This window comes from Vreelandella subglaciescola, from assembly GCF_900142895.1.
Lineage (GTDB): Bacteria > Pseudomonadota > Gammaproteobacteria > Pseudomonadales > Halomonadaceae > Vreelandella > Vreelandella subglaciescola.
Genome location: NZ_LT670847.1, coordinates 3067640 through 3085773, shown reverse-complemented (window position 1 = coordinate 3085773; position 18134 = coordinate 3067640). Strand labels below are relative to the sequence as shown.

General features: G+C 60.2%; 18 protein-coding genes. 6 read left to right on the top strand and 12 right to left on the bottom strand.

All coding sequences use genetic code 11. The annotated features are described in order from the left end of the window. The first annotated feature begins 26 nt into the window (after positions 1 to 26). From B5495_RS14385 to B5495_RS14375, 3 genes are all read left to right on the top strand, one after another. A complete protein-coding gene (locus B5495_RS14385) occupies positions 27 to 467 on the top strand; it encodes an ATP-dependent zinc protease family protein (RefSeq protein ID WP_079554808.1) in 441 nt (146 codons plus the stop codon). Positions 468 to 524: 57 nt separating this feature from the next. Then, complete coding sequence (rimK, locus tag B5495_RS14380; protein WP_079554806.1) at positions 525 to 1433, top strand: 30S ribosomal protein S6--L-glutamate ligase; 909 nt, start codon at positions 525 to 527, stop codon at positions 1431 to 1433. An 86-nt stretch (positions 1434 to 1519) separates the two neighbouring features. Then, positions 1520 to 1966, top strand: coding sequence for a hypothetical protein (locus B5495_RS14375; RefSeq protein WP_079554804.1), 447 nt, complete (start codon positions 1520 to 1522; stop codon positions 1964 to 1966). Here B5495_RS14375 and B5495_RS14370 read toward each other — a convergent pair. The 10 genes from B5495_RS14370 to fadB all read right to left on the bottom strand — a co-directional run bounded on the left by B5495_RS14370 (position 1963) and on the right by fadB (position 13048). Further along, entirely contained in the window at positions 1963 to 2694 is a 732-nt protein-coding gene (locus B5495_RS14370) for a SanA/YdcF family protein (protein WP_079554803.1), read from the bottom strand. The two genes, B5495_RS14375 and B5495_RS14370, sit on opposite strands and share 4 nt — an antisense overlap. A 27-nt stretch (positions 2695 to 2721) precedes the next feature. Then, entirely contained in the window at positions 2722 to 3291 is a 570-nt protein-coding gene (sufT, locus tag B5495_RS14365; RefSeq protein ID WP_079554801.1) for a putative Fe-S cluster assembly protein SufT, read from the bottom strand. 8 nt (positions 3292 to 3299) lie between these two features. Next, on the bottom strand, positions 3300 to 4589 hold the full coding sequence (locus B5495_RS14360; protein WP_079554799.1) for a cysteine desulfurase: 1290 nt from the start codon (positions 4587 to 4589) through the stop codon (positions 3300 to 3302). A gap of 75 nt (positions 4590 to 4664) precedes the next feature. Further along, positions 4665 to 6008: a Fe-S cluster assembly protein SufD gene (sufD, locus tag B5495_RS14355; RefSeq protein ID WP_079554797.1), complete on the bottom strand. Its 1344-nt coding sequence runs from the start codon at positions 6006 to 6008 to the stop codon at positions 4665 to 4667. Next, a complete protein-coding gene (sufC, locus tag B5495_RS14350) occupies positions 6005 to 6754 on the bottom strand; it encodes a Fe-S cluster assembly ATPase SufC (protein WP_079554795.1) in 750 nt (249 codons plus the stop codon). The genes sufD and sufC overlap by 4 nt, the downstream gene beginning before the upstream one ends. A 54-nt stretch (positions 6755 to 6808) precedes the next feature. Further along, positions 6809 to 8251 (bottom strand): Fe-S cluster assembly protein SufB, encoded by a 1443-nt coding sequence (gene sufB, locus B5495_RS14345; RefSeq protein ID WP_079554793.1) that lies wholly within the window; start codon positions 8249 to 8251, stop codon positions 6809 to 6811. A gap of 64 nt (positions 8252 to 8315) precedes the next feature. Then, a complete protein-coding gene (locus B5495_RS14340; protein ID WP_079554791.1) occupies positions 8316 to 8780 on the bottom strand; it encodes an SUF system Fe-S cluster assembly regulator in 465 nt (154 codons plus the stop codon). A 284-nt stretch (positions 8781 to 9064) separates the two neighbouring features. Then, entirely contained in the window at positions 9065 to 9541 is a 477-nt protein-coding gene (locus tag B5495_RS14335) for a YbhB/YbcL family Raf kinase inhibitor-like protein (RefSeq protein WP_079554789.1), read from the bottom strand. Between the two features lie 148 nt (positions 9542 to 9689). Further along, complete coding sequence (gene fadA, locus B5495_RS14330) at positions 9690 to 10868, bottom strand: acetyl-CoA C-acyltransferase FadA (RefSeq protein WP_079554787.1); 1179 nt, start codon at positions 10866 to 10868, stop codon at positions 9690 to 9692. 23 nt (positions 10869 to 10891) lie between these two features. Further along, the gene (gene fadB, locus B5495_RS14325; protein WP_079554785.1) at positions 10892 to 13048 is read right to left on the bottom strand and encodes a fatty acid oxidation complex subunit alpha FadB; all 2157 of its coding nucleotides are present in this window, start codon (positions 13046 to 13048) and stop codon (positions 10892 to 10894) included. 199 nt (positions 13049 to 13247) lie between these two features. On the opposite strand from fadB, the gene B5495_RS14320 reads away from it, so the two are divergent. After that, positions 13248 to 14387 (top strand): DUF5924 family protein, encoded by a 1140-nt coding sequence (locus B5495_RS14320; RefSeq protein WP_079555127.1) that lies wholly within the window; start codon positions 13248 to 13250, stop codon positions 14385 to 14387. A 91-nt stretch (positions 14388 to 14478) separates the two neighbouring features. Next, positions 14479 to 14934, top strand: a complete 456-nt coding sequence (gene slyA / locus B5495_RS14315; RefSeq protein ID WP_079554783.1) for a transcriptional regulator SlyA — start codon at positions 14479 to 14481, stop codon at positions 14932 to 14934. Here slyA and B5495_RS14310 read toward each other — a convergent pair. Continuing rightward, on the bottom strand, positions 14931 to 15473 hold the full coding sequence (locus B5495_RS14310; protein WP_079554781.1) for a preprotein translocase subunit YajC: 543 nt from the start codon (positions 15471 to 15473) through the stop codon (positions 14931 to 14933). The two genes, slyA and B5495_RS14310, sit on opposite strands and share 4 nt — an antisense overlap. A 151-nt stretch (positions 15474 to 15624) precedes the next feature. Here B5495_RS14310 and B5495_RS14305 point away from each other — a divergent pair, with 151 nt between their 5' ends. Beyond that, positions 15625 to 16068, top strand: coding sequence for a universal stress protein (locus tag B5495_RS14305; RefSeq protein ID WP_079554779.1), 444 nt, complete (start codon positions 15625 to 15627; stop codon positions 16066 to 16068). 104 nt (positions 16069 to 16172) lie between these two features. On the opposite strand, the gene B5495_RS14300 is transcribed toward B5495_RS14305, so the two are convergent. Then, positions 16173 to 18089: an ATP-binding cassette domain-containing protein gene (locus B5495_RS14300; protein WP_079554777.1), complete on the bottom strand. Its 1917-nt coding sequence runs from the start codon at positions 18087 to 18089 to the stop codon at positions 16173 to 16175. Positions 18090 to 18134: the final 45 nt, after the last annotated feature.

Sequence of the window (18134 nt, the reverse complement as noted above, 5' to 3'; positions counted from 1 at the left end):
GAAATGATGGTGAAGGAGACAGCACTGTGAAAGAACTCCCCTATCAGGCAAAGGCCGTTATTGGCCGTCGTGAAATGGTCACGCTGCCTGAACTGAATCTACACTTATGCTGTAAGACGGACACCGGCGCGCGCACCTCGGTGCTGCATGCCGAAGAGGTTGAAACCTTTGACGACCCGTCCGGCCAGCCGTGGGTGCGTTTTATCACGCGCAGTGGCGGAGCCGACACGCCGGCACACCGGATCACCCAGCCGCTGCACGATCGTCGTCGCATCACCAGCTCAAACGGGCACGCCGAATATCGCCACGTGATTCGCACTATGCTCAACATGGGCGAGCTGTCTTTCCCGGTGGAGCTGACGTTGACGGACCGACGTGACATGCGTCATCCGATGCTGCTGGGACGTCGCGCCATGCGCCGCTTCCTGGTGGCACCCGGCGCCTCTTTTTTACACGGTGAGCCGTAGCCCATTGCGACTCACTCCATTGACGCAACCGCCCGCTTAACCGGCCTGGAGCACTGCATGCACATTGCCCTGCTATCCCGTAACCGTAACCTGTACTCCACCCGGCGCCTGGTTGAAGCGGCCGAAGCCCGCGGCCACAGCGCACGGGTGGTCGATACCTTGCGTTGTTACATGAGTATCGCCTCGCACCATCCGTCGATTCACTACAAAGGGCACAACATCGAGCCGTTTGACGCGGTTATTCCACGCATTGGCTCGTCGGTCACGTTCTACGGCTGCGCGGTACTGCGCCAGTTTGAAATGATGGGCACCTATGTGGTCAACGACTCGGTGTCGATTTCCCGCTCCCGGGACAAGCTGCGCTCGCTGCAGCTCTTGTCGCGCAAGGGGCTGGGGCTACCGATCACCGGCTTTGCCCACTCCCCCGACGATATTCCTGATTTGATTACCATGGTCAAGGGCGCACCGCTGGTCATCAAGTTGCTGGAAGGTACCCAGGGCATTGGCGTGGTGCTGGCGGAAACCAATCAGGCTGCCGAGTCGGTGATTCAGGCATTCATGGGCATGAAAGCCAACATCATGGTGCAGGAGTACATCAAGGAAGCCAAAGGCGCCGACATTCGCTGCTTCGTCATTGGCGACAAGGTCGTCGCGAGCATGAAACGCCAGGCCGCCGACGGCGAGTTTCGCTCCAATCTTCACCGTGGGGGCAGTGCCAGCGTCATTCGTATCACGCCGGAAGAGCGCTCCACGGCCATCCGAGCGGCCAAGGCGATGGGGCTTCGCGTTGCCGGCGTTGACCTTTTACGCGCCAACCACGGACCGGTCATCATGGAGGTCAACTCGTCTCCCGGGCTGCGGGGTATCGAGAGCGCTACCGGCAAGGATATCGCCGGGCTGATCATTGAACATATCGAAAAAAATGCCGTAATAAAGCGCAAAACACCGCATAAACCCAAGGGCTAGCGCGGCGAGTAAAAATAATTGGTCAAGGGGTGGCAAAACCGTGCCACCGCCGCCACAATCTGCGTCACCGAAGGAGGTAGACGCTCATGTTTCTCGATAATCGCCAAGTGGCGATGGACAGCGTATTGGAAGCGCTGGCCGACAGCATCGACTATTTTCAGGATAATATCGAACGCCTGCGACCCTCGCTGCGCGAATGCCTGAAGCCGCTATACGAAGAGCGTCTTAAACAAATGCACAAGCTGCAGCGGCTGGCACGCAAGCACCTTAAAATGCTGCCCCGGGATGCCGACGTCGAGCGTGATGATTTCCTGTGGCTGTGGAGCCGCCTGAAAAGCTTTGTCGGCAACGACAGCCAGGTGCTGATTAGCGAGCTACTCGAGCAGGAGCGCGTGCTGATGCAGGCGCTATCGACGCTGTTCACCCACCCGCTGCCGGATCCGATCGAGCCGGTGGTGGAAGAATGCATGAAAGGCTGCCGCCAGCTGATTCGTGAGCTTTACGGACTGCAAAAGCGCAAGGCGCGGCGCTAACGTGACTCGTCGTCAGCACTGACTTCGACAACGGTCTCGAGGAGCGGTGGCCTCACCGCTTCATCGGGCATCAGAATGGGTTCGGGCGGGCCGAGAAAATACGGCTCGCGACCCCACAGATACAGATCCCCCAGCGCCGCCACCCGGGCGAGACTTTCACGTAGCCTTAGCCGCCATTCTCCGGCCACAGCACCGGCACTTGCCACGCAGCCGGTTACCTCCATACCCCGCGCACGGGCAATGTAAATGGCTCGCGGCAAATGCCAGCGCTGGGTAATCAGTACCGCTTTATCGACCTGAAACACATCCTGCGCGCGGGCCAGCGTATCGAAGGTGCTGAAACCGGCAAAGTCCATTGTCAGCTGCTCAGGTGCAACGCCGCGCTTGTTCAAATCGTGCCACATTGCGCGCGGCTCGTTATACGCCCGCGTGCGGTTATCCCCTGAAAGCAGTAAATGCCTGACCCGCCCGCTATGGATAAGCCGTGCCGCAGTATCCATCCGTGCGTTGAAGTGCGGATTGCGCACGCCGGTACGCGTCCAGCTCGACGTGCCGAACACCACGCCGATACGCTGCGACTGGCAGTGTGCCACGTTGGACTGAATATACGGCGCGCTGTGAGACAGCACCCAGAGGTTGCCGGCCACCCACAGCAGTACCGCCAGCAGCAACAGGGCGCCCAGCAACATTAATAGCTGCTTCATTCCGCCAAGCAGCCGCTGCATCATCCGCTGATAGCCTTAAAGCTGATATCTTTAAAACATGCCCAGTTCAAGCTTGGCCTCGTCACTCATCATTTCCCGACTCCACGGCGGGCTGAATACGATTTCCGTATGCACCTTATGGATTTGCGTTGCGCCGAGAATCTTGTTGCGCGCATCGGCGGCAATCACATCGCCCATGCCGCACCCCGGTGCGGTGAGGGTCATACGAATAGTGACCATACGTTCGCCGGTAATCAAGTGCTCGATGCGACAGCCGTACACCAGGCCCAGATCAACGATATTGACCGGAATTTCGGGGTCAAAGCAGGTACGCATCTGATCCCAGACAAACTGCTCGATGGCGTCATCGTCGGCATCTTCAGGCAGCGTCGGGCGCGGCAACGATTCCAGCCCCAGCGCGTCGAGGTTACTGCCTTCAATCAGGTATAACCGCCCTTCAAACCCGACGCTGACCGAACTGCCTTTGGCCTGCATCACGCTGACCACGCTGTCCTCGTTCAGGTTCACCGTATTGCCAAAGGGGATCGCGATGCCGTCCACGTCGCGCTGCAACGGTAGCATCTGGCCTTTTTCCAGCGCGGCGATCTGCTCGATATCCATAACGTTCCTTAACGTAGCATGCCAATCACGCGGTTGAGCGCGGCAATAAAGATGTCCACTTCTTCACGGGTATTATACGCCGCAAACGATGCCCGACAGGTAGCATCGACGCCAAAATGGTTAAGCAGCGGCTGGGCACAGTGGTGGCCAGTGCGGATGGCAACGCCAAGCTGGTCAATCAACAGGCCGATATCCTGGGAATGTGCGCCGTCTACCACAAACGACAGCACGCCGGCCTTATGCGGCGCCGTGCCCAGAATACGCAGCCCGTCGATTTTGCTGATGTCCCGGGTCGCCTGACGCAGTAGCTCTTGCTCCCACTGGCCAATGGCGCCAAGACCGATGCTTTGCACCCATTCAAGCGCGCGTCCCAGCGCGATAACTTCGGCAATCGCCGGCGTGCCGGCCTCGAACTTGTGGGGAATCTCGGCAAAGGTGGAGCCGTCAAACGAGACGGTCCGGATCATCTCACCGCCACCCTGCCACGGCGGCATGGCCTCGAGCAGCTCGCGCTTGCCGTAAAGCACGCCGACGCCCGTGGGGCCGTAGACTTTATGACCGGAAAACGCATAGAAATCGGCATCAATGGCTTGAACATCCACCGCCTGGTGCGGCACGGCCTGAGCGCCATCCACCAGAATCAGCGCGCCCGCCCGATGAGCCGCAACGGCCATGTCAGCGACCGGATTCACCGTACCAAAGGCGTTGGAGACGTGGTTAACCGCTACCAGCCGCGTACGCTCATTCAATAGTTCAAGGTACGCCACCTGATCCAACGCGCCGTCGGCATCCACCGGAACCACCTTGAGGGTAAAGCCAATTTCACGGGCCAGCAGCTGCCAGGGGACAATATTGGAATGGTGCTCCAGCATCGACACCAGCACTTCGTCACCGGGAGCAAGGTTCGCGCGCCCCCAGCTGTTGGCCACCAGATTGATGGCTTCGGTGGTGCCACGGGTGAAAATAATCTGGCGCGCATCCGGTGCGTTCAAAAAGCCCCGCACCGTTTTTCGCGTGCCTTCAAACGCGGCGGTCGCCTCGTCGGCCAGCGTATGCAGGCCACGATGAATGTTGGCGTTATAGCGGCCGTAGTAGTCGCTGAACACGTCAATCACCGGCTGCGGGGTCTGGCTGGTCGCCGCGTTATCCAGATACACCAGCGCCTTGCCGTGGACCTTGCGTTGCAGCACGGGAAACTCCTCGCGCAACCGCGCAACATCCAGCGGTGCTTCGCCTAACGGGGAAGCGTCCTGCGATGCGGCGCCCGCTAACAACGGCTCGGCGGCGATGTGGGACATGCGACACTCCTTTATAACGTTCGGCCCATGACGTTCGATCCATGGCTTCGGATAGCGCGCCGGCGGCGCACTTGGTTACTCGTTCAGCGCCGCCGCCGTTTCCACAAGACCGGCAAGATTGAAACGCTCGGGCAGTTTCCCGGCCACGGCCAGCTCGACGCGCTCGGCGATCACGTCCAGCGCCACGGCCTCCAGCACTTCGCCGGCGAACGCCAGCGTCAACAGCCCACGAGCGCTTTGCTCGTCCAGCCCACGGGTGCGCAGCGCATAGATGGCTTCCTCATCGAGCTGGCCGGTGGTCGTGCCGTGGGAACATTTGACGTCGTCGGCGTAGATCTCGAGCTCGGGCTTGGTGTCGATGTGTGCCCGATCGGACAACAGCAGGTTCTGATTGCTCTGGAAGCCTTCGATCTGCTGGCTGTCGCGCTTGACGTATACCCGGCCGTTGAACACGCCGTGAGCACGGTCGTCGAGAATACCTTTATAGTTCTCGCGGGAAAACGTCAGCGGCGCGTTGTGGTTCACCTTGGTGTGGTTATCCACGTGCTGGCGACCCTGGCCGAAAAACAGCCCGTTAAAGGTAGCTTCGGCGCCCTTGCCGTTAAGGTCACTGATCAGGTCGTTGCGCACCAGCGCGCCGCCCAGGTTCAGGTTATGCGACACGTAGCGGCTGTCGCGGCCCTGCTCAACGTGAATGCTGGCTACGTGATAGTCTCCCAGCGGCGCTTCCTGAAGCTTATAATGCGTAAGAATCGCCCCGCGGTCGAGCATCAGCTCAGCCACCGTGTTGGTGAAGTTCTTCGCGTTGGCCTCGCCGGTGTAGTGCTCGATAATGGTCGCTTCGCTGCGGCCTGCGGCTTCTACCAGTACGCGCGGATGACACATGGTCGGCGCATCGTTGTCGCGCGATAAAAACTGCAGCAGGATGGGCTTTTCCAGTGCGCAACCGGCGCTCAGGCGAATCACCGCGCCCTCTTCCATAAAGGCCGTGTTGAGCGCGGAAAAGGCCGAAAACTCCACGCCAGTCAGCCGGCCCAGCGGGCCGCCCACGGCTTCGTGGTTGTCTTCCAGTGCCTGAGACAGCGGCAGCACCTGCACGCCCTGAGGCAGATCTTGCACGTCGGAAAGCGCCGGTGCATACACGCCGTCAACGAACGTCAGGCGATAGGCCTCGAGCGGCAGCGTGAGCGCGGCTGCACTGGCCGGTGAAAAATCACTGCCGGCGGCCAGCGCAAAGTTGCCCCGGGCAATATCGCGCACGTTGGTGTATTTCCACTCTTCATCGCGACGAGTGGGAAAACCCATCGCCTCGAAGCGCGCGGCCCCGGCCTGACGGCGGGCGGCAATCCAGGTGGGCTCCGGCTCGCGCTGGCTGTCGCGCGCTTTCAGCGTGTCCAGAAAAGTTAACGTCTCGCTCATGCCGCTGACTCCTCGATACCTTCATAGCCGTTTGCCTCAAGTTCGCGGGCAAGCTCGGCATTACCGCTTTTGACGATGCGGCCATCCACCAGCACGTGCACGAAGTCGGGCACCACATAGTCCAGCAGGCGCTGGTAGTGGGTCACCAGCAGAATCGCGCGCTCTTCATTGCGCAAGCTGTTGACGCCGTCGGCGACGACGCGCATGGCGTCGATATCCAGACCCGAGTCGATCTCGTCAAGCATTGCCAACCGCGGCTGAAGCACCAGCATCTGCAGAATTTCGTTACGCTTTTTTTCGCCGCCGGAGAAGCCTTCGTTCACTGCACGCTGCAGAAAACTCGCATCCATCTTCATGTAGGCGATCTTTTCCTTGATCAGCTTCATGAATTCGGGCGCGGGAATTTCGCCTTCGCCACGCGCGGTGCGCTGGGCGTTCAGCGCCGCCTTGAGCAGATAGATATTCTTGACCCCGGGAATCTCTACCGGGTATTGAAAGCCCAGCAGCAGACCGGCGCGGGCGCGCTCTTCGATTTCCATTTCGAGCACGTCGCGGCCGTCGTAAAGGATCGTGCCCTGGGTGACTTCATAACCATCTTTACCCGCAATAACGGCGGAAAGCGTGGACTTACCCGCGCCGTTGGGACCCATGATGGCGTGGACTTCGCCGGCGTTGATGGTCAGCGTCAGCCCTTTGAGAATTTCGTTGCCTTCAACCGAAACGTGCAGATCGTTAACTTCAAGCATGTTGATACCCTTATTCCAATACGATGACGTAAAGCGTTTTCAATGCGTAGCCGGTTAGCCGACCGCGCCTTCCAGCGTGACGTTAAGCAATGCTTCGGCCTCGACGGCGAACTCCATCGGCAGCTCCTGGAAAACGTCCTTACAGAAGCCGTTGACGATCATGCTGACGGCGTCTTCTTCGGAGATACCCCGGCTCTGGCAGTAAAACAGCTGGTCTTCGCCGATTTTCGAGGTCGTGGCCTCGTGCTCGACGGTGGCCGTGCTGTTGGTGATTTCCTGATACGGGAACGTATGCGCGCCGCAGGTATCGCCAATCAGCAGCGAATCACACTGGGTAAAGTTACGCGCGCCCTTGGCCCGCGGACCGATCTTGACCAGGCCACGGTAGGACTGATCGCTGCGGCCGGCGGAAATCCCCTTCGCCACGATGTAGGAGCGGGTGCCTTCGCCGATGTGTACCATCTTGGTGCCGGTGTCGGCCTGCTGGCGGCCGCCGGTGACCGCGACGGAGTAAAACTCGCCGATGCTGTCTTTCCCGCGCAGCATGCACGACGGATATTTCCAGGTAATCGCCGAGCCGGTCTCGACCTGAGTCCAGCTGATGCGCGAACGCTCGCCGCGGCAGTCGCCGCGCTTGGTGACAAAGTTGTAAATGCCGCCAACGCCGTTTTCGTCGCCCGGGTACCAGTTCTGTACGGTGGAATACTTGATGTAGGCGTCGTCCAGCGCCACCAGCTCGACCACTGCCGCGTGAAGCTGGTTTTCATCGCGCATGGGCGCGGTGCAGCCTTCCAGGTACGACACTTCGGCACCGCTTTCGCAGATGATCAGCGTGCGCTCGAACTGCCCGGTGTTTTCCGCGTTGATACGGAAATAGGTGGAAAGCTCCATGGGGCACTTCACGCCCTTGGGCACAAATACGAAAGAGCCGTCGGTAAACACCGCCGAGTTAAGCGTGGCAAAGTAGTTATCGTTTTTGGGCACCACCGTGCCCAGATACTGTTTGATCAGCTCGGGGTACTTTTGGATGGCCTCGGAAATGGAGCAAAAAATCACCCCGGCTTCGCCCAGCTCTTCCTTGAACGTGGTGATCACCGACTCTGAGTCGAACACCGCGTCCACGGCAACGCCGGCAAGGGCGGCGCGCTCGTGCAGGGGAATACCCAGTTTTTCATAGGTTTCCAGCAGTTTGGGGTCGACTTCGTCCAGGCTCTGGGGGCGGTCTTCGGGGCGCTTGGGTGCGCTGAAGTAAGAAATGCTCTGATAGTCGATTGGCGGGTAATCAAGGTGCGCCCAGGACGGCGTCTTCATTGTCAGCCACTGGCGGTACGCATCAAGACGCCATTCCAGCATCCACTCGGGCTCGCCTTTTTTCTGGGAAATAAAGGCGATGGTATTCTCATCCAATCCCGGTGGAAGCGTGTCACTTTCAATATCGGTAACAAAACCGTCCTTGTACTCGCGACGCACCAACTGTTCCATTTCTTCAGTTGCCATTGGTCATACCCTCCGGGCAGTTGGGTGGCGAGGCCTGCTCGCCTATAACATAAATGAAGGCGGCTTAAGCCGTGGCCGCCGATAAACTGATACTTTGAATAGGTAGGCGTACCGGCATTTTCAGCGGTGCGGTATCGGCCAGGTGCGCTAGCGTAACGCCTTCCAGCAGCGTGCGTATGGCCAGCGACACCCGCTGCCAGTTGTCGGCAACGCCGCAGGTATCTACCAGCTCGCAATCACCTTCCGCCTGGCTGCACTCCGTCATCGCCACGGGGCCTTCAATCGCCGAGATAATCTCGGCGGCGGTGATTCTGGATGCCGGACGCGCCAGCTGGTAGCCGCCCTGGGCGCCGCGTAGCGAAGTCAACAGCCCGGCACGCACCAGCATCTTGAGCGTTTTCTTCACCGTCGGCGTGGGCAGTTTGACCACCTCGGCCAGCTCAGCGGCCGCATGCGGCGTATCCGGATGGCGAGCAATCTGTGCCATGACCACGGCGGCGTAGTCGGTCAACCGCGAAAGCTTGAGCATAGTGTCTCCCCGTGCGCCAGCGATGGCGTTGCCACCGCTGACATCTAATTGGAGACCATTTTAGTCCTGTATGACCGGGTTGTAAAGCCTTGGCACAAAATACGCTGCCGTCATGCTGACTTGGCGGCATGTTCGACGCATTTATCAACGCAAACGACAATCGTTTCTATTTTATGCGTCATCCCCCTCCGGCTGCCGCCATAAAAAAACCCGCCAGCACGATGTGCGGGCGGGTTTGACGTGATGCGCTGCCTGGACGAACACAGACACGTTTCAGGCGATATCTAAGCGCGTTGGTAGGTGCCAATCAAGCGGCTCATCCCCAGCAGGTGCGGCTCCACTTCTTTCAGCAATTCGACAAGCGTCAACCCGCTGGGCAATGAGGTGTGGCAGTCGAGCGCCAGCACCCAGAAATAATAATGGTGTTTGCCATGGCCTTCCGGCGGCAGGGGGCCTTTGTAGCCTATATCGCCGCCATCATTTTTCCCTGAAGTACCCACTGCCGTGTTTTCTTCAAGCGCCAGCGTGTCGGCCGACAGGTTGTAAAGCGACCAGTGCACAAAACCGTAAGTACCGTGCTGGATCAGCGGCGCATCCGGATCGTGGCAAATAACGGCAAAGCCTTGGGTGCCTTCCGGCGGATTCTCCCAGGCAAGCGCCGGCGACACGTCGTCACCTTCGCCGGAGTGCTTTTCAGGAATCGTGCGGTGATGCTCAAACGCGGGGCTTGTCACCTTAAGCTCTGACGGGGCAAATGCCATATCCATCTCCTTGCTGTCGCGTGGTGTCACCAACGCCGGCAAAAGCGCGGGTGACGGTGACCCTTACCGTAACGACAAGCCCCGCTGGCGGCAAGATGCGCCAGCGGGGCTTATACACTTCCACTTTAGCGATTAACGCGTTGCAGCGTTACTTCAGCCGCTCGAACACCGTGGCGACGCCCTGCCCCATGCCGATACACATGGTCGCAAGCCCAAACGTGGTATCGCGGTTTTGCATCACGTTCAACAGCGTGGTGGCAATCCGCGCGCCGGAGCAGCCCAGCGGGTGGCCCAGCGCAATCGCGCCGCCATTCAGGTTGACCTTGTCGTCCATCGCGTCGAGGAAACCCAGATCTTTCAACACCGGCAGCCCCTGGGCCGCAAAGGCTTCGTTGAGCTCAACGGTTTGAATGTCGTTGGCAGTCAGCCCCGCCGCTTTCAGCGCTTTCTGGCTCGCAGGCACCGGGCCATAGCCCATAATGGAAGCATCGCAGCCGGCGACACCGGTGGATACCACTTTGGCCATCGGCTCAAGCCCGAGCGCCTGGGCGCGCTCGTAGCTCATCACCGCCATGGCCGATGCCCCTACCGACAGCGCCGATGAGGTACCTGCCGTCACGGTGCCGCTGCGCGGGTCGAACGCGGGCTTGAGCTTGGCCATGTCGGCAAGGTTGGCGCCGGCGCGGATCACTTCGTCGTTTTTGATCAGGGCTTTAACGCCGCCGGCGTCGTGGCCTTCAATGCCGATAATTTCGTTATCGAAAAGCCCCTGCTCCATGGCCGCCTGCGCACGCTGATGGGAGCGCACGCCGAACTTGTCCTGATCTTCGCGCGAGATGCCGTGCATCTTGCCCAGCAGCTCGGCGGTCAGCCCCATCATCATCGCCGCTTTGGCGGCGTACTTGCTCGCGCCCGGGTTAACGTCCACGCCGTGAGCCATGGGCACGTGCTCCATGTGCTCGACCCCGCCGATCAGGTAAAAGTCGCCCATGCCGGCCTTGATGTTGGCGCTGGCGATGTGCAGCGCGGTCATCGACGAGCCGCACAGACGGTTGACCGTTTGTGCCGGCACGCTGCGCGGAATCCCGGTCATGATGGCCGCGTTGCGGGCGATGTTCATCGCCTGCTCGAGGGTCTGGTTAACGCAGCCCCAGATCACGTCGTCGACTTCGGCCGGATTGAGGTTGGGATTGCGATCAAACAGCGCCTGCATGGTAGCGGCTGACAGGTTTTCTGCACGCACGTGACGAAACGCGCCGTTTTTGGCCTTGGCCATGGGGGTGCGTACGGCGTCGACCACCACGATGTCTCTCGGATTCAAACTCATCATTCTCTCCTTTGCGCGGTGGCTTACTCGGCGGCGTAAAAGCGGGCGTTGGTTTGCGCCATTTGGCGCAGCTGTTCGGTCGGCGCGTAAAGCGGCCCCAGCTCGTCGGCCAGGGTATCGGCCAGCTTGACGAACTCGGCCACGCCCAGCGCGTCGATGTAGCGCAACGCCCCGCCGCGGAACGGCGGAAAGCCGATGCCGTAAATCAGCGCCATGTCGGCCTCTGCCGGCGAGTCGACGATGCCGTCTTCCAGGCAGCGCACGGTTTCCAGGCACAGCGGCACCATCATGCGGGCGATGATGTTGTCGTCGGAGAACTCCTGCTTCTCGCCAACTACGTCTTGCAGCAGCGTATAGACCGTCTCGTCGCTGACCTTTTTCGGCTTGCCTTTCTTGTCTTCCTCGTAGGCGTAAAAACCCTTGGCGTTTTTCTGCCCGAGACGGTCGTCGTCAAACATGACCTGAATGGCGGTTTTGCTATCCCGCGCCATACGCTCGGGGAAGCCTTCGGCCATCACCTCGTTGGCGTGCACGGCGGTGTCCATGCCGACAACGTCGAGCAGGTACGCCGGCCCCATCGGCCAGCCGAATTTTTCCATCACCTTGTCGACGCGCTGGAAGTCGGCGCCTTGTTCCACGAGGAAACTGAAGCCGCCGAAATACGGGAACAGCACGCGGTTGACCAGAAAACCGGGGCAGTCGTTGACCACAATCGGCGTTTTGCCCATGGCGCGGGCATAAGCGACGGTGGCGGCCACGGCGGCGTCGGAGGTTTTTTCACCGCGGATGACTTCCACCAACGGCATACGGTGCACGGGGTTGAAAAAGTGCATGCCGCAGAAGTTTTCCGGACGCTTGAGGTTCTGCGCCAGACGGCTGATCGAAATGGTCGAGGTGTTGGAGGTTAAAATGGTGCTTTCGCCCACCTGCTCTTCCACTTCGGCAAGCACAGCGCCTTTCACCTTGGGGTTTTCCACCACGGCTTCGACGACCAGATCGACGTTGCCGAAGTCGCCGTAGGACAGCGTCGGGCGGATATTGCTGAGCTTTTCCGCCATCTGCTCAACCGTCAGCTTTTTGCGTTCGATTTGCTTAGCAAACAGCTTGCGCGCTTCTTTCAGGCCAAGCTCGATGGCGTCGCCCTGAATGTCCTTCATGATAATCGGCGTGCCCTTGGAGGCACTCTGATAGGCGATACCGCCACCCATGATACCGGCGCCCAGCACCGCCGTTTGCTCAACATTGTCCGCCTGCTTGGCGTAGCTAGCGGCCTTTTTCTTCACCACCTGGTCGTTCATGAACAGACCAATCAGGTTAAAGGCCACGTCGCTGAGCGCCAGCTTGGCAAAGCTCTGCGCTTCGATGCGCTGGGCGCGGGCGCGCTCTTCACCGGCGCCTTTCTGGATAACGCGAATCGCCTCGACCGGCGCCGGGTAGTTCGGTCCGGCCTTGCCGGCGACAAAGCCCTTGGCGGTTTCAAACGCCATCATCTGCTCGATGGCGTTGAGCTTGAGCGGGCCTTTTTTCTCGGCGCGACGCGGGGCTATATCGAGATCACCGGCGTTGGCGCGGTCCAGCAGCGTGCGCGCCGCGGCCAGCAGCTCTTCATTGGACACTACGGCGTCAACCGCGCCCATTTTCAGTGCGACATCAGCGCGGTTTTGCGTGCCGCCGGCAATCCACTCAATGGCGTTATCGGCACCGATCAGGCGCGGCAGGCGCACGCAGCCGCCCCAGCCGGGGACAATACCCAGCTGGGTTTCGGGCAGGCCGATTTTGGCGCTATCGGCCATCACGCGAAAGTCAGCAGTCAACAGAACTTCACAGCCGCCGCCCAGCGCCAGCCCGTTAATGGCCGCGACCGTGGGAAACGGCAAGTCTTCGATCGCGTTGAAAATGTCGTGAACCTTGAGGTTCATCTCGACCAGGTAGTCTTCGCCTTTATCAAAGAGGCCGTGAAACTCGGTGATATCCGCCCCGACAATAAAGGCCTCTTTGCCGCTGGCGAGAATCAGCCCCTGCAGGCCGCTTTCGGCTTGCAGCGCGGCCACCGCCTCGCCCAGCTCGGCCACCGTCTTGCTTGAAAGCGTATTGACGGACTCGCCCTGCGCATCAAAAGTGAGGGTTGCGATGTCGCCATCGCCGCGCGCCACCGTAATGGCATTACCTTGATAGATCATCCGCGCTGCTCCACAAAGTCATATTCATACGATCGTTTGATCGGGTAAGCTTGGGTGAGATGCCAAGTGACGTCAAGCCTCGACCTTAGGCTAACCGCGAAATGGCCTCTGTGCCGACCATCTATAGATAGAACGCGTCTGTTATTTGTGGTCGGTTATGAATAGTATGCTTTTTTTGCCATCGCCGGGCAGCCCGATCATGCACGCTATTCTTACGCCGCAACGTATCGCCAGACTGCAAACCTTCGCCGAATCGCTCGTGGCCCGCCTGAAACCCTGGAGCTGGCTGTGGCCACCCATCGCGTTTGGCGCCGGGCTCGGCAGTTTTTTTCTGGTGGATCGCCAGCAGTGGCTGGGGGCAGCACTGGCGCTGGGCCTTATGTTCGCCTGGTTGCTCTTGCTCTCGGAAAGTCTGATTGGCAGTTGGCTTGCGCGCCGCGGCTACCCCACGTTGCCCCGTGGCATCAGCACCTTCATCGCCCAGATGATCCACCAGGAAACGTTGTTTTTCACGCTGCCGTTTGTGCTCGCCACCACCGTCTGGAATAGCGGGCAGAGCATGTATGCCCTGCTGGTCATGGGCATGGCAGTGCTGTCGATTGCCGACCCGCTGTATTACGGCATCGCCGGACGTTTTCGCAGCCTGTATTTTATTTTTCACGCCCACTGCGTGTTTCTCGTGGTGCTGGTTACGCTGCCCATCATGCTCCACCTGACCACCGATGAAAGCCTGCTGTTGGCGCTTGGGGCGACGCTCCTGGCGGCTATTCCCAGCTTTCTTCACCTGCTGAAACGGCGCTCTCCGGGGCGCTGGCTGGCCTTTTTTGCCATTGCCCTGCTGCTTACGCTGGGCGGGTTCATGGGACGCATCTGGGTGCCGCCGGTAAGTCTGTGGATGACCGGCAGCGCCCTGTCACCGGCGTTGGATATTCAACGGCGAACGCCCCAGGGGAGCATCGCCCTGACCCCCGACGCCCTGCAGGCCCAGGGGCTTTACGTGTACACCGCCATTCGTGCGCCACGCGGCCTGAGCGAAACCATCACCCACGTCTGGCATCAGAATGGCGAGCGCCTTGACAGCATTGCGCTGGATATCGCTGGCGGGCGCGAACAGGGGTACCGCGCCTGGAGCCACAAGACGAACTTTCCCGATGATCCGCGTGGCGACTGGCGGGTAGATATCATGACCGAAGGCGGCCAGCGGCTCGGGTTGCTGCGCTTTCACGTCGATGATGAGCCTGCGCGCGCCACTCAGGCGGATAGCCATATTCGTCCGACCGGCATCAGCCGGTTACACTTGCGCGGGTTTATTCCCGGGCAAGGCAAAAGCGCACCGTAGGTTTAGGGGTCAGGCTGAGCTTTACCTTGCATTCCACCCGCCTCACGATGACAATTCTCACGATCGTTTCTCTGCAGGTAGTTTGTCACCCATGGCTACGTCACTTGGTTTTCGCATTGCCCGTCTTCCCCATCTCTGGCGCTCCATTCTGGACCGGCGTCTGGCGCCTCTGGGGCTGACCCAGACGCGCTGGGTCACGCTGTATCATCTCTGGCGCATGGGCGACGGTCAGCCACAGTGTGATCTGGCTCGCGCCATCGGCGTCGAGGCGCCGTCGCTGGTGCGTACGCTTGGCCAGCTGGAGGATCAGGGCCTGATTGAACGCCGCGCCTGCGAAAGCGACCGGCGTACCAAGCGTCTGTATCTGACCGCCGAGGCCATGCCGCTACTGGAAAAAATCGGCCGCGTCGCTGATGACGCCCGCCAGGAAATGCTCGCCGGTTTAAGCGAAGACGATATCGAACAGCTGGATCGCTGGCTAGCTATTATCGAAGACAACGGCCTGACGCTACAGGAGCGCGATCAGACCGCGGATACGTGCGACTAACGAATTTCAGGAGCCACGCTCGGTACGGCCAACGGCCTGACGCCGGGGCGATCGGCATAGCCGCCCAGGCTATCGCGAAGCACCGCGGCCGCGTCAACGCAGGGCGCAAAGCTTTCGGCGGTGCCCGACTCCCACCACCACAGCGTGAGCGCTACTTCGCTTGACTGCACCATCAATACGTCATCGGGCAACAGCGCCATCAGTGCCTTCAGCCTTGCCTGTGCCGTCTCCGGCAGCGGGCGCAACGGTGCAATACGAAAGCGCCAGCCGTCGACATAGCGGGCCAGCGCAGCGCTGGCGACGGCGTCGCGCACCAGCACAAAATCAGGCCCCGGATGCTCGCCGGGGTAGCGCAGCCGGTAGGCGGGCATTTTCCCCCTGACCAGATGCAGCGGCGCATCCTGCCTTGCCACTTCAACGCCGTTGTCGCGTGCCATCGCGCGCAGCTGCGTATGCCGGTGCTGGCGCGGGCTGGGTTTGAGCCACATGACCGGTGATATCACCATCATCACGATAAACCCGATAATTAACCATTCCATGCTCTCGCCTCTGCGTTGTTACGTACGGATTCCGGCGTTCAAGGCGTAAAATCCGAGCGCAAGCCGTTGTTAAACCGCGCGACTCAGCCTAAAGTAAAGACAGGTAAGCTGCCTTTTACGCATCACTATTTCACCACGGCGGAGGGATAACATGAGCTATCACCATATTCTGGTGGCGGTTGATTTGACCAAGGACTCGCACAAGGTGCTCGAACGCGCCATGGCCATTGCCGAACGTAATGACCATGCCAAGATTTCGATCATGCATACCCTGGAGCCGCTGGGTTTCGCCTACGGCGGCGATATCCCCATGGATTTGACCAGCATTCAGGACCAGCTGGATGATCATGCGAAAAAACGCCTGGGCGAAATTGCAGCGCCGCATGTGGTCGAGGACAACCAGCACGTAGTGGTAGGCATGCCGGATACGGAAATCCACCGCTTTTCTGCCGATAACGGCGTGGATTTAATCGTGGTGGGTTCCCACGGCCGTCACGGCTTTGCCCTGCTGCTGGGCTCCACCTCCACCGGCGTCCTCCACGGTGCGCAGTGCGACGTACTCGCCGTTCGCGTAGGTAAAGAAAGCGACGAATAGCGCGGCACGCCCCGTGTCACAAGGCGCCCTTGAGGCGCCTTTTTTATCTTAACGGTAACAATCACCGGCCGGCATGATAGCCAACGGCGCCATTCTTCCCAACGCTATTGCCCTTCCGTCATCGCTTCCAGTTCCATCCAGCGCTCCATGACGGCTTCAAGAGCCTGCTGCGCGTCGTCCAGCTCTTTTAGCCTGGCCGTTACCGTGTCGGCCGGCTGCTGGTAAAACGCCGGATCGCCGGTCGTTGCTTCAAGCGTTTCTACCTGTTGCTCCAGCCGCTCAATATCTGCCGGCAGGCTATTCAGTTCGCGCTGCAGCTTGTAGGAAAGCTTGACGCTTTTTTTCACCGGAGCAGCGGGTGCTTCCGCCGGGGTGGGCGCGGCTTCCCGGGTGGGCTCGGTCTGTTGGCGGGCCGCGCCTTCCCAGGGTGCCGGCGGCAGCGTGCCACCCTGACGCACCCAGTCGGTATAGCCGCCCACGTACTCGCGTACCTGCCCTTCGCCTTCAAACGCCAGTACACTGGTCACCACGTTATCCATGAACGTCCGGTCGTGAGATACCAGCAGCAGCGTGCCGTCGAAATCCAGCAGCAGCTCTTCCAAAAGCTCCAGCGTTTCCATGTCCAGGTCGTTGGTCGGCTCATCCAGCACCAGCACGTTGGCGGGCTGGGTAAACAGCTTGGCCAGCAGCAGACGATTGGATTCACCGCCCGACAGCGCCCTCACCGGCTGACGCACCCGCTCCGGGGTAAACAGAAAGTCTTGCAAGTAGCTCATCACATGGCGGTCTTTGCCCCCCACAGAAACGTGGTCACTGCCCTGCGCTACGTTGTCGTAAACGGTTTTTTCAAGCTCCAGGCCGGCGCGCAGCTGGTCAAAATAGGCCACGTTGAGGTTGGTGCCCAATTTGACGCTGCCCTCGGTGGGCTCAAGTTCGCCCAGCAAGATTTTCAGCAGCGTGGTTTTGCCCGCGCCGTTACGTCCCAAAAAGCCGATGCGATCGCCACGCTGTATTTCAATGTTGAAGTCATCAATGATCGCTTCATCACCAAAGCGATGGGTCAGGTGCTTGAGCTCAACGACTCGCTTGCCCGTGCGCTCGCCGCGATCCACGTTCAGATTGGCCGTGCCCTGGCGTTCACGACGCTGCCCGCGATCGGCGCGCATCTGCTCAAGCGCGCGTACCCGGCCTTCGTTGCGGGTGCGGCGCGCCTTGACCCCCTGGCGTATCCAGGCTTCTTCCTGGGCCAGCTTTTTATCAAACTCGGCGTTTTCTCGCGCTTCCACTTCCAGCTCGTGCTGCTTGCGCTCCTGATAAACGGCATAGCTGCCGGGATAGCGTCCCAGCTTGCCGCGATCAAGCTCCAGCACATGGGTGGCAAGCTTGGATAAAAACGCCCGGTCGTGCGTGATCAGCAGCACCGCGCCGCGAAAGGCCAGCAACTGCTCTTCGAGCCAGGCGATGGTATCCAGATCCAGGTGGTTGGTGGGCTCGTCAAGCAGCAGCAAATCGGGCTCGGCGACCAACGCGCGCGCCAGCGCCACGCGCCGACGCCAGCCGCCGGACAACGCGTTCATCTCGGCATCGGGCGGCAGGCCCAGACGCGTGAGTATGATGTCGATACGCTGGTGAAATAACCAGCCGTCAATCGCCTCGATCCGCGTTTGCAGCGTGGCCATGCGATCCATGTCGGGGTCGGCGTCAGTAATCAGGTGATGATATTCCGACAATAGCTCGCCGGCTTCCGGCAAGCCTTGGGCCACCATGTCAAAAATCGTCATGCCCGACGATTCCGGAAGCTCCTGAGCCAGCACGCCAATTTTCAGCCCCGGCGCACGCCAGATAAGGCCGTCGTCAGGCTGAATCTCGCCGTCGACCAGCTTTAAAAGCGTCGACTTTCCCGTGCCGTTACGCCCGACCAGCGCCAACCGCTCGCCTTTTTCTATCGTCAGATCGGCGTTATCCAACAGGACATGGGTGCCGTAAGCCAGCTGTAGCTGTTCAAGTCGTAACAAGGTCACGCGATTTCCTCCTCCAATGCGGGGCGCGTAGTGTAACCCATGCGG

Coding starts and splice junctions, on each gene's coding strand:
- rimK (WP_079554806.1), top strand. CDS start 525: ATGCACATTGCCCTGCTATCCCGTAACCGTAACCTGTACTCCACCCGG.
- B5495_RS14375 (WP_079554804.1), top strand. CDS start 1,520: ATGTTTCTCGATAATCGCCAAGTGGCGATGGACAGCGTATTGGAAGCG.
- B5495_RS14370 (WP_079554803.1), bottom strand. CDS start 2,694: ATGATGCAGCGGCTGCTTGGCGGAATGAAGCAGCTATTAATGTTGCTG.
- sufT (WP_079554801.1), bottom strand. CDS start 3,291: ATGGATATCGAGCAGATCGCCGCGCTGGAAAAAGGCCAGATGCTACCG.
- B5495_RS14360 (WP_079554799.1), bottom strand. CDS start 4,589: ATGTCCCACATCGCCGCCGAGCCGTTGTTAGCGGGCGCCGCATCGCAG.
- sufD (WP_079554797.1), bottom strand. CDS start 6,008: ATGAGCGAGACGTTAACTTTTCTGGACACGCTGAAAGCGCGCGACAGC.
- sufC (WP_079554795.1), bottom strand. CDS start 6,754: ATGCTTGAAGTTAACGATCTGCACGTTTCGGTTGAAGGCAACGAAATT.
- sufB (WP_079554793.1), bottom strand. CDS start 8,251: ATGGCAACTGAAGAAATGGAACAGTTGGTGCGTCGCGAGTACAAGGAC.
- B5495_RS14340 (WP_079554791.1), bottom strand. CDS start 8,780: ATGCTCAAGCTTTCGCGGTTGACCGACTACGCCGCCGTGGTCATGGCA.
- B5495_RS14335 (WP_079554789.1), bottom strand. CDS start 9,541: ATGGCATTTGCCCCGTCAGAGCTTAAGGTGACAAGCCCCGCGTTTGAG.
- fadA (WP_079554787.1), bottom strand. CDS start 10,868: ATGAGTTTGAATCCGAGAGACATCGTGGTGGTCGACGCCGTACGCACC.
- fadB (WP_079554785.1), bottom strand. CDS start 13,048: ATGATCTATCAAGGTAATGCCATTACGGTGGCGCGCGGCGATGGCGAC.
- B5495_RS14320 (WP_079555127.1), top strand. CDS start 13,248: ATGCACGCTATTCTTACGCCGCAACGTATCGCCAGACTGCAAACCTTC.
- slyA (WP_079554783.1), top strand. CDS start 14,479: ATGGCTACGTCACTTGGTTTTCGCATTGCCCGTCTTCCCCATCTCTGG.
- B5495_RS14310 (WP_079554781.1), bottom strand. CDS start 15,473: ATGGAATGGTTAATTATCGGGTTTATCGTGATGATGGTGATATCACCG.
- B5495_RS14305 (WP_079554779.1), top strand. CDS start 15,625: ATGAGCTATCACCATATTCTGGTGGCGGTTGATTTGACCAAGGACTCG.